Raw genomic sequence first — 10,026 nt, 5'->3', positions numbered from 1 at the left:
GGTCAGCGGCGCGGCGCTGAGGCTGATCCGAATATCCTCGCGGTCCGGCGCGGCGTAGCCGTCGAGCACGGCGAACACCTGTGCCGCGGCATCGGCGACGTCGCCGCCCGCGTCCAGCGTGAGCGGGGCCAATTCGAACAGCAGGCCGTTGAGCGCGCTCGGCAGATCCGCCACCGGCACGCCGCGCTCGCCCACGCCGAGCCAGATCGCGCTGATCCCGTTCTCCAGCCCCGCGAGGATCTCCCGATTGGCCGCGGCGGCGTCGTGCTGCGCGACCTGCGCGCTGACGAACCAGCCCTGGTGCACGTCCCGGGTGGCGTCCCGGCCGCGAACGAAGGGAAAGGTTCCCGGCAGCGGCTGCTCCGGCAACTCGTCGCGCCGGGTATAGAGCGGGGCGACGGTCAGGCCGTCGTAGGTGGTTTCGTCGAGCAGCCGTTCGGGCTCCTCGGGAAGGTCGGTGACATCGACGCGGCGAGCCTTCGCCAGCACCCCGGCAACGCCCTTGCGCCATTGAGCGTAGTCGGGCACCGGATCCGCCCCGGGATCTGAAGCAATCGGCATAGCTTGCTGTTCCTCTTCCTCAACGCGGACGCACCGGCAGTGTGCGCCCGATTCCCTCACATTCGCCCAGCTCAGCGACTACTTCGGTTAACGAGCATTCGTCCCGCTTCCACTGATGCTAGCGGGCGGATTCCCGGCCGGTTGACCCTGCCCGCCACTACCAACCGGTAACCTGTCGCCGGTGACCAGGCTGCTCCGTGACCCGCGTATCGTCGCCCTGATCGTCGGCGCGGTTGCGTTGTTCGGCACGGCGCTGCTCGTCCCGCTGCCGTCGCCGCGCCAGGTGCAGGAGTGGGCGACATCGGTCGGCCCGATCTTTCCCCTGCTGTTCTTCCTGGTCCACGCCCTGGTGACGGTGGCACCGATCCCGCGCACCGTATTCACCGTGAGCGCCGGACTGCTGTTCGGACCGCTGCTGGGCATCACGCTGGCGGTCGGCGCCACGACGGTCAGCGCGGCGCTGGCGATCGCGCTCGTCCGCGCGCTCGATCGCGACCAGGTCGCCGCCCGGCTGACCCACCCGGCGGTGCGGGCGATCGATGAGCGTCTCGCGCGCCGTGGCTGGCTGGCGGTCGGCTCGCTGCGGCTCATCGCGGCGGTGCCGTTCTCGATAATCAACTATTGCTGCGGACTGTCCTCGATCCGGTTCTGGCCGTATCTGATCGCCACGGTGCTCGGTGTGCTGCCCGGCACGATCGGCACCGTCATCCTCGGCGACGCGCTCACCGGCACGACCCACCCCGCGATGCTGGCGCTGTCCGGCGTCTGTCTCGCGATCGGCTTGGCCGGCCTGGTCGTCGACGCCCGGTGGAAGACGGCGCCGACCACTCCGGTGGCTACCGCCGAGCCGGTCGCTGCCGCCGATTAGGTCGCGTTCAGTCCGCGGCCAATTCCACCGGAACCGCGATCACGTCCACCATGGCACCGTTGCGCAGCACGGTCACCGGCAGTTGCACGCCGATCGCCTCGGCGAACAGCTGCCGCTGGATGCCCTGCGCGTCACGCACTTCCGACCGCGCGACGCTCAACACCAGATCACCGCGGCGCAGCCCCGCCCGGTCGGCGGGGCCGCCGCGGACCACCTCCACGATGCGCACCCCGGCGGCCTGCCCGGTGCGCTCGGCGACCGGGTCGGGCAGTGGCGCGGGCACCCCGACCAGGCCGAGATAGGCACGCCGCACGCGCCCCTCGGCATGCAGCGTGCCGATGATCCGGCGCGTCGTCACGTTGATCGGAATGGCCAGGCCGAGCCCGATTCCGGCGACGGCGGTGTTGATGCCGACCACCCGGCCGGCCGAATCCGCCAGCGCGCCGCCGGAATTACCGGGGTTCAGCGCGGCGTCGGTCTGGATCACGTCTTCGATCACCCGTCCGGCGCGGCGCGAGGCGACCGGCACCGCGCGCCCGAGCGCGCTCACCACGCCCGCGGTCACCGAACCCGCCAGGCCGAGCGGGCTGCCCACCGCGACCACGAGCTGGCCGACCACCAACTGGTCGGCGTCGCCGAGGGTCACCGCGTCCGGCGCGCCGCCGTGCGCGCGCAGTACCGCCAGATCCGACAGCGGATCCACCCCGACGACGCCGAACCGTGCTTCCACCCCGTCGGCGAAGACCACCTCGCCCTCGCTCGTCGCGCCGATGACGTGCGCGTTGGTGAGCAGAAACCCGTCATCGGTGAAAACCACCGCCGATCCGCTCCCCCGCCTGGTCCGCACACTGGCCACGTGCGGCGTCACCGACGCCGCCACCGCGATCACCGTGCGCGAGTAGGCATCCATCGCGGCGTCGTCCACGCCGACCACCACCCTGTTTGCCGGAATTGCACTACTCGTCCAGGATGCCCCCGGGGCGGGAACGACGCACCGTGTTCGCCACAGGCGCAACCGGACTGCGGCGCGCCGGGCGTGTCACCGGGCCGCGGACCTGGCCGTGGAGCGTGGGCGAGGCAGCGGACCGCCCCGGTTTCGCCATGCCGGACTCGGCCTCACCGAAGTTCGGCGGCGACCAGGAAAACCGGCTTCCGGCCTCTCGGTCTCGGTGCCGTGGTCAGCGGCACCGATTCCCGCAGCGAAAGAGGCCGAACCACAGCCCACCGGGACAGTGGCGTCAGCGGCCGTCAGGCGGAGGGCACCCGGTCGAGAAAGCCGTGCACATTCGTGATCCGGTCGTCGGCCCCGAGGGTGATCACGTCCGAGCCCGCGACCGGGGCGCTGCCGTCGGCCCGCGAGACCAGTTCCCAGGAGAAGCGGGCGATGTCGTGGTGGCCATCGATCTCGCCGAGCCGACGGAACTCGAAGCCGGGGAACTGCGCCTGCACGCCGCCGATGGCCGCGGCCAGCTCGGCGTGCCCGCTGACCGCCGCGAGCGGATCGGTGTACCCGCCGTCCTCGGCCCACGCGGCCACGACCGCGGCGGTCCTGGCGTCCTCGTCGGTGGCGTTCCACGCGGCGAAGTACCGATCGACCGCTTCCTCGTAACGCGACATGCTGAAGCCTCCTGTGCTGTAACGGTTTTCGTCATCCGATCCGGATCTTCCGATCGGCTGTCTCCAACCTTGCCGCGCCGCGGGCCCCAGGTCGATTACGCGCGAGGTAATGATCGGCGGAAGCCGCGGCCGGGACTCAGCGCAGTCGGCCCTTCTTCCCGAGATAGACCAACGGAAGCACCGCGACCAGCGCCATCAGGACGATGGCCACGAGCCGATACTGCCAGGGTGACTCGGGCATCCAGGTGAAGTTCACGCCGAAGCAGGTGGCGATCAGCGTGGGCGGCAGCAGGACCGCGGTCAGTATGGTGAACGTATCGATGACCTGGTTCCGTTTCACCTCCGGCCGGCCGATGGCCGATTGCTGCAGGTAGCGGACCTTGTCGTGCTCGACCCCGGCGTGCTGTCGCACCCCGTCGATGTCGGCGAGGAGGATGCCGGTCACACCGTCGAGCTCGTGGCCGGGCGGCGTGTCGGCCATCAGGTGGCGCGCGGCGCGGGCCAGTTGCAGCTGGGTCTCCCGGACGCGCGAGACGATCCGTTCGGTCGCGTCCATCCGCGCCATCGTCGCGCGCACGTCGGCGGACGTGGTCGCCCGGTCGTGGCCGTCGACAGCGCTCGCGATCTCGTCGCGCATCTCCTCCAGCGTGTCAGCGGCGTGGTGGAGCACCCGCTCCGATGTCTCGTTCAGCGCCCACAGCAGCGCATACATCACACCGTGCGCGGAGCCGGCGAGCGCCGTGTTGCGCCGCATCTTCGCCACCGCTTTGTCGAACGGGACGAAATGCTCGGACGGCTGCAGCGTCACCAGGAACTCACCGCCCAACGCGAAGACGATCGTCGCGCGTTCGATGGTTTCGCCGCGCTGGTAGGTGGCGACCACCGGAATGTAGAGGAAGTTGTCGGTCTCCCAGACCTGGTTGCGTACGGCGGTGAAGTCGATGCCGAGCCGTTCCCGTAGCACGGCCGCGGTGTCGGCGTCGTCGGCGGCGAGGGGAATCCAATGCTGCTGGAGCACTTCGGTGTCGAAGTGGTCGGCGGTCACGGCGTTGAGAAAGGTCGTCATCGGCTACTGCCGCCCGGAGAGAGTGCGCGCGGGCGAACCTGCCTGCTGCGGAAGACTGCCACAGCGCGTGGCCGCATCGAGTAAACGGTGAGGACCACGGGCGAACAGGATCGCCCGGCCTTCCGGACTCGGTGGGCGAGGCGATGTTTCGGCTTTTTCGGGCAATATGGCCATAGCGGGGGCTCCAATACTTACTATCGTGCGGGCTGGGGCACCCCTCCGGAGACGGGCGCACGGGTGCGGGCAGCGTCGAGCCGCGACGACACCATGTCTGGGTCGCCTGCGGACAAAGGACCACGCACCGGTCGAACCGGGAGGCGCTGTCCTTACGCGTCGAAGAAATGACGAAGGTGGATTCGTGCCGCGTCGGCCGATCGCGGCGCCGTTGCCCGGCCGCCGATCACGCACACAGATCAACGACGCGCCGGCGCAACCCGTTTCGCGAGAGAGGCCCGGCTGTAGACGTCGATACTGTCATCCGGCATCTGCCGCTCACCTCGCTTCGTGGGTCGACCGGCGCGCGAATTGCGCCATCCATCATTAGAAACCCGCCGATCGGGGTACGTCAATCAGTTGCGCAAGTATTCGACCACGCGCCACCCGGTGGAAACCCAACGGCGCGGGCCGACCCGGATGACCGGGCACGACAGAGGTTTTCGCGGTGCGCGGCGCCGGTGCCGGTCACCGGCGGCCGGACGGTTGCACAACCGGACACGGTCGTGCCACCCTACCGACAGCTTTGGAGGCGGACGTGACCGAGCACGGCGAGCCGCCGGGCCCCATCCCGGAGGACCGATTACAGGACACCGCAGCGGTTTTCGGCATGCTCGCGGCCACCGCCCGCCTGCAGATACTGTGGCTGCTGGCTCAGGGCGACCGCGACGTCGGCACCCTCGCCGCCGCCGTCGGCCACTCCGTGCCCGCCGTCAGCCAGCACCTGGCCAAACTCAAACTCGCCGGGCTGGTCCGCGTCCACAAAGTCGGCAGGCGCCATGTCTACACGATCGCCGACCCCGGCATCGCCGACCTCGTCCGCCTGGCCGTCCGCCACCACCGCGGGCACCCCGGCTGACCGGCCGCCACTACGACCGCCCCCCGGCTCGGAGACTCTTGCGCCTCAGTGACTTCGGTAGTAGTCGGCGAGCGCGCCGAAGGCGGCCTTGGGCTCCCACGGAAGGTCGGGGTAGGTGTGGCCGCGGCGGCCTTCGAGGACTTTGACTATGCCGTAGCTCGCCAGGTCCAGGTCGTCGCGTGGGTCACCACCGGGGCGGTGCACGTGGTCGTAGAGCGCGAGGATGAACACGAACGCGCTGTCGACGCTCTCGGCGTCGAAGACGTCCAGTAGTTCCCGCAGATAGGCCGCCTGCCCGGCCTCGTCGCGGACGTACTCGCCGTCCAACCGGATCGGTCCGTGGGTGTCGTATTCGACGATATCGAGGCCTTGGGCGCCCACGTCGCCGGCGCCTTCGAAGGTCGCCGCGCCGAACTCGGTGATCGCGAGCGGCTTTCCCTGCGCGACAAGGGTACGAACGCCGTCACCGAATCGCTCGGCGACCTCGGCCGTCCGGTACAGGTCCACCGACACGATGTCGAACGGTGTCCAGTCGACGCGCTCGAGCGGGATGGAAGCGTAGGTGACGCGCCCGCCGAAACGCTCGCGCACGACGGACACCGCCTTGCCGAGGAAATCGTTCACCCGCGCGCTGGCTTCACCGACCCGCTCGCGCAGATCATCCGGCCGGGCGGTGAGCAACCGGACGCGCTCGTCGAGAGTGTCGCCGGGGAGAAAACCGTGGTGCATCAAGCTCAGTTCGGCGCCGGTCACGAACACGACCTCGGCCCCCCGCCGCCGAATCCGCTCCGCGCGCTCGGCACAGTCCGCGAACAGCGCCAGCATCTCGTCGTTGGTCGATTCGAGAGGGTACGGCGAGAACCATACCTCGAGGCCCAGATCGGCGGCATGGGTAGCGGCGAGTTCCAGCCGTTCGGGATCACCCCCGATGACCCGGACCGCGTTGCAGTGCAGGTCGTCACGGATGATACGCAGCTCGCTGGCCACGGTCTGTGGATCGAAATTTACGCGGGCGGATTGCCCGTCGCGCAGGAAGCCCGTCTCGTAGTTGATGCCTTTGGCGCGCATGGCAGCCGTCCTTTCATTCAACATAAGGTACTTCACGTACCCTAAATGGTCTGCGCGGACCGGGCAAGCCCGTGTTCGGGAAGTACGATCGGCACCGACTGCGGAAAGGGGTCGTCGTGGAGGATGCGGTGCGGCAAGGCGGCGCCGGGCAGACGCGCCGGCGCGGACCCGCCCTCGAAGGGGCGATACTGCGGGCCGCGGCGGACGAACTCGTCGAATCCGGATACGCCGCGCTCACCATGGACAAGGTCGCCGCCCGCGCCGGCACCAACAAGAACGCCATCTACCGGCGGTGGCCGAACCGGCTGGCGCTCGGCGTCGCCGCCTACCGGCAACTGGCCACGACTGCGCAACCGCCCGATACCGGCGATCTGCGCGAAGACGTGCTCGAACTGCTGCGACGGGTCAACCGCCATTGGAGTTCGCCGCTGGGCGCCGTCCTGCGGGAACTCATGGCAGCCGCGGGTGGCGCCTCGGAACTCCTGGCACAGCTGCCGGACCAGTCCGGCGAGGCCACCGCCGCACCGTGGCTCACCTTGCTCGGGCGCGCGGTCGCCCGGGGCGAAGCCGCTCCCGAAGCGCTGCATCCGCGCGTCGCCACAGTGGCCCTCGTTCTGCTCCGCAACGAATTCGTCGTCCGCGCGGCGCCGACCGCCCCTGACGACGTCCTGGTCGAGATCGTGGACGAGGTCTACCTGCCGTTGATCCGCCGCCGGGATCCGACATCGAGCTGACCCCGAAGCCGGCACCGCGCCACTCATCCGTTGCTGAAGTGGCCGGACGTCCAGCCCGAGCGCTCGGCATCGCGAGGCCGGGCGCTCTCGGCAACTCTTCCGCAGGTCGCTTCGAACAGCGCCCGGCCATGTCGTTCGCGCTGGACAGCGAACGCATCCGCATCTCACGGCCGTCCGTGGCGCCGGGCCGCCGAGGCCGCCGGCACCGAACCCGCCAGTAGGGTTGACCACGGCGTTGCCAGGCCGGATGCTCTACCTTGGCCGACCATCTCGAACATTCGAACGATCCGCATCGCGTAGCTTCGAGTCGTGGCGGCGACGACGCCGGTGCGGCTCTGCTCCGGCGTCCGGAACTCGAGGGGAGAATCGCGTGACCTACCGCCTGGACGACATCGACTGCGTGAGTGCACGGGGGCACTCCGCGCTAGGGGGAACCCTGGCGATACAGGCGGTGTGGCGTTACGACCGCCCGGTGGACCTGGCCGCGCTGAAGAACTTCCACGAGGCATTGCGCCACGGCAGGCTCGGTCGAGCGGTCGCGCCCGCGATGATCCCCGCCGCAGGGGATCGCTGGACCACGCGAGCCGAGTTCAGTCCGCTCGAGGTCGCGGACGCCCCCATTCCGCGCGGGCGATTGGAGGCCTGGATCGCCGAGCAGGGGCACGCGGAGTTGCGCACCTACGGCGGGCCCGCGTGGCGGTTGGCGGCGACCCAACTCGACAACGGGGAAAGTGCGGTGTCGCTGCTGGTTTCGCATACCCTCGCCGACGGCCAGGCATTCTGCGCGGCGGTCGCGGACGCGGTCGCGGACAAGCGGCTCGAGCTGACCTACCGGTCCGATGAATTCGGCCGGATGCGCCTGCTGTCCAACGATTTTCGCGATGCCGCGCGGCGCGCCCGGTCGCTGCCCTCGGCCGTCGGCTTGGCGCTGCGGTTGGGTCTGGCCCGCCGCGGCGGCGAGACCGGGCGGCCCGACGCGGACTTCCGCCTGCCGACGGTCACCGCGACCGTCCCGGCGCAGCTGTGGCAAGCGGCGGCGCGGACCCGAGGCGGAACCGGCACCACGTTGGCGGTGGCGATGATGGCGACCATCGCCACCGAGATCGGTCGCACCGACGAAGAAGGCCGGGTCCGCATCATGATGCCGGTCAGCACCCGCACCGCCGACGACCTTCGTGCGAACGCCTTGACCTCCATCGACTTCGAAGTCGACCTGCGCGACGGCCGAGCGGCCGACCTCGCCCCGCTGCGTGCGGTGATGAAGGAGAAGCTCAGCACCGCTGCCGCCAAAGGACAGAACGTCCCACCGCTGATCCCGATAGCCGTCGCGCTACCACGCGGGCGCTACGCCGCGCTCGCGCGGCAAGCCGCCACCGATCCGATTTCCACGGTGTGCTCCAGCCTCGGCAAGCTCGACCCCGAAATTCTCCGCATCGACGGGAGCCCGGCCTCGGCAATGACGATCGGCTTGGTCAACCAGAGCCTCGACTCCCCGACCGTCCTGACCGAACGCGGCGGCACCCTGTACGTCGCGCTGGTGGAGTCCGCCGAGGGAATCACGCTGCGCATCAACGGTTTCCACCCGCCGAAGCTCACCGATACCGAACAGCTCGGCGAACTCGTGCAGCGTGTGCTCGCTCAGTACGAACTCGCGGCAACCTTCTGGTAGCGATCGACCGGAACCCGCGTCGTGCGGGTGATCCACCCGAGGTGCGGAGCCCAGTAGTGCAGGGACCGAGCCCGCTCAGCGGCTACCCGAAGTCCGCAGTGCCCGCTCGGATGCCGAACCCGGCTCCGCGGCGAACAGGTCCAGCCCGCAGCACGACGGCTCGTCGGGCAGCGCGACAAGTTCGCCGTGCAGGGGTCAGCTCGCCCACGATGGGGTGGTGCAGCAGGTACGTCCGGCCGCTGCCTCCGATCGACCCGGCCTCCATTCGGGACAAGCTGCCGCCGGCGGTCACTGAGCGCAGGTGACGAGTAGCCGCCCGGTGGCGGGGCGGTCGGGCGCCGACATGTTGGACACCCGACCGATCGTCCCCACGATGTGGCACCATCTGGTAGATGACCAGCAAACCCGCCGGAGCGCCGCAGCTGCGTGACCTCGCTCGGTTGCGCCGCGTCCGCGACCGCATCGACCGGGAGTACGCGCAGCCGCTGGACGTGGAGGCGCTCGCGCGCGACGCGCACATGTCGGCCGGGCACCTCAGCCGCCAGTTCCGGCTCGCCTACGGCGAGTCGCCGTACTCCTATCTGATGACGCGGCGCATCGAACGGGCGATGGCGCTGCTGCGCCGGGGCGACCTCAGCGTCACCGAGATCTGCTTCGCGGTCGGGTGCTCGTCGCTGGGCACGTTCAGCACCCGCTTCACCGAGCTGGTCGGTATACCGCCGAGCGTCTATCGGCGCGAGGCCGAGCGCGCGACGGCCGGGATGCCGTCGTGCGTCGCGAAACAGGTGACCAGACCGATCAGGAATCGAGAAGCGCCTGCTACCCAGCCGCAATTAGCCTGATCGCCATGGACATCACCATCAACGCGAGCTTCCTGCCGCACGACGACCCGGACGCGGCCCTCGCCTTCTATCGCGACCTCCTCGGCTTCGAACTCCGCAAGGATGTCGGGTACGAAGGGATGCGCTGGCTCACCGTCGGCCCCGCCGATCAGCCCGGCACTTCCATCGTCCTGCACCCGCCGGGGGCCGACCCGGGCATCACCGACGACGAGCGCCGCACCATCGCGGAGATGATGGCCAAGGGCACCTATGCCGGCATCCTGCTGGCAACGAAGGATCTCGACGGCGCCTTCGAACGGCTGGCCGCCGGCGACGCCGAAATCGTCCAGGAGCCCACCGAACAGCCGTACGGCGTTCGCGACTGCGCCGTCCGCGATCCCGCGGGCAACCTGGTCCGTATCCAGGAGCTGCGCTGAGTTCTCCGGCTCTCGCACGCGAATGCGGCAGACGACGGCGGTGACGGCCGCCGTCACACCGGACACCGGCCCACCCAGGACGAAGACGTCCGCGGAGCCGGTGCCTCGGCGGG

The 10,026-nt window shown here is 69.8% G+C and carries 10 protein-coding genes and 1 pseudogene; 6 read left to right on the top strand and 5 right to left on the bottom strand.

What is annotated here, in order from left to right:
• Window positions 1-561 (bottom strand): annotated as a pseudogene (locus ON19_RS12325) (methylmalonyl-CoA mutase family protein); the annotation flags it as partial.
• A gap of 181 nt (window positions 562-742) precedes the next feature.
• Here ON19_RS12325 and ON19_RS12320 point away from each other — a divergent pair.
• Entirely contained in the window at window positions 743-1,429 is a 687-nt protein-coding gene (locus tag ON19_RS12320; protein ID WP_174377690.1) for a TVP38/TMEM64 family protein, read from the top strand.
• Window positions 1,430-1,436: 7 nt separating this feature from the next.
• Here ON19_RS12320 and ON19_RS12315 read toward each other — a convergent pair whose 3' ends face one another.
• From ON19_RS12315 to ON19_RS38845, 3 genes are all read right to left on the bottom strand, one after another.
• Window positions 1,437-2,339, bottom strand: coding sequence for a S1C family serine protease (locus ON19_RS12315; protein WP_174377691.1), 903 nt, complete (start codon window positions 2,337-2,339; stop codon window positions 1,437-1,439).
• A 338-nt stretch (window positions 2,340-2,677) separates the two neighbouring features.
• Window positions 2,678-3,046 (bottom strand): nuclear transport factor 2 family protein, encoded by a 369-nt coding sequence (locus tag ON19_RS12310; RefSeq protein WP_043690294.1) that lies wholly within the window; start codon window positions 3,044-3,046, stop codon window positions 2,678-2,680.
• Window positions 3,047-3,182: 136 nt separating this feature from the next.
• Window positions 3,183-4,112: a CorA family divalent cation transporter gene (locus ON19_RS38845; protein WP_051168782.1), complete on the bottom strand. Its 930-nt coding sequence runs from the start codon at window positions 4,110-4,112 to the stop codon at window positions 3,183-3,185.
• Between the two features lie 751 nt (window positions 4,113-4,863).
• On the opposite strand from ON19_RS38845, the gene ON19_RS12300 reads away from it, so the two are divergent.
• A complete protein-coding gene (locus tag ON19_RS12300) occupies window positions 4,864-5,184 on the top strand; it encodes an ArsR/SmtB family transcription factor (protein WP_051168786.1) in 321 nt (106 codons plus the stop codon).
• A 45-nt stretch (window positions 5,185-5,229) separates the two neighbouring features.
• Here ON19_RS12300 and ON19_RS12295 read toward each other — a convergent pair whose 3' ends face one another.
• Window positions 5,230-6,252 (bottom strand): glycoside hydrolase family 113 protein, encoded by a 1,023-nt coding sequence (locus tag ON19_RS12295; protein ID WP_043690292.1) that lies wholly within the window; start codon window positions 6,250-6,252, stop codon window positions 5,230-5,232.
• A gap of 116 nt (window positions 6,253-6,368) precedes the next feature.
• Here ON19_RS12295 and ON19_RS12290 point away from each other — a divergent pair, with 116 nt between their 5' ends.
• The 4 genes from ON19_RS12290 (at window position 6,369) to ON19_RS12275 (ending at window position 9,913) form a co-directional block, all read left to right on the top strand.
• Window positions 6,369-6,986, top strand: a complete 618-nt coding sequence (locus ON19_RS12290) for a TetR/AcrR family transcriptional regulator (RefSeq protein ID WP_051168785.1) — start codon at window positions 6,369-6,371, stop codon at window positions 6,984-6,986.
• 370 nt (window positions 6,987-7,356) lie between these two features.
• On the top strand, window positions 7,357-8,655 hold the full coding sequence (locus ON19_RS12285) for a condensation domain-containing protein (RefSeq protein ID WP_043690290.1): 1,299 nt from the start codon (window positions 7,357-7,359) through the stop codon (window positions 8,653-8,655).
• Between the two features lie 392 nt (window positions 8,656-9,047).
• Complete coding sequence (locus ON19_RS12280) at window positions 9,048-9,497, top strand: helix-turn-helix transcriptional regulator (RefSeq protein ID WP_043690287.1); 450 nt, start codon at window positions 9,048-9,050, stop codon at window positions 9,495-9,497.
• A gap of 5 nt (window positions 9,498-9,502) precedes the next feature.
• Window positions 9,503-9,913: a VOC family protein gene (locus ON19_RS12275; protein WP_043690284.1), complete on the top strand. Its 411-nt coding sequence runs from the start codon at window positions 9,503-9,505 to the stop codon at window positions 9,911-9,913.
• The last annotated feature ends 113 nt before the right edge of the window (window positions 9,914-10,026 follow it).

The organism is Nocardia abscessus NBRC 100374, from assembly GCF_000308455.1.
Lineage (GTDB): Bacteria > Actinomycetota > Actinomycetes > Mycobacteriales > Mycobacteriaceae > Nocardia > Nocardia abscessus.
This window is presented reverse-complemented; position numbering and strand designations above follow the sequence as displayed.

What these genes read in the sequence shown, in the direction of transcription:
- ON19_RS12315 (WP_174377691.1), bottom strand. Translation starts at nt 2,339, where the DNA reads ATGGATGCCTACTCGCGCACGGTGATCGCGGTGGCGGCGTCGGTGACG.
- ON19_RS12310 (WP_043690294.1), bottom strand. Translation starts at nt 3,046, where the DNA reads ATGTCGCGTTACGAGGAAGCGGTCGATCGGTACTTCGCCGCGTGGAAC.
- ON19_RS38845 (WP_051168782.1), bottom strand. Translation starts at nt 4,112, where the DNA reads ATGACGACCTTTCTCAACGCCGTGACCGCCGACCACTTCGACACCGAA.
- ON19_RS12295 (WP_043690292.1), bottom strand. Translation starts at nt 6,252, where the DNA reads ATGCGCGCCAAAGGCATCAACTACGAGACGGGCTTCCTGCGCGACGGG.
- ON19_RS12280 (WP_043690287.1), top strand. Translation starts at nt 9,048, where the DNA reads ATGACCAGCAAACCCGCCGGAGCGCCGCAGCTGCGTGACCTCGCTCGG.
- ON19_RS12275 (WP_043690284.1), top strand. Translation starts at nt 9,503, where the DNA reads ATGGACATCACCATCAACGCGAGCTTCCTGCCGCACGACGACCCGGAC.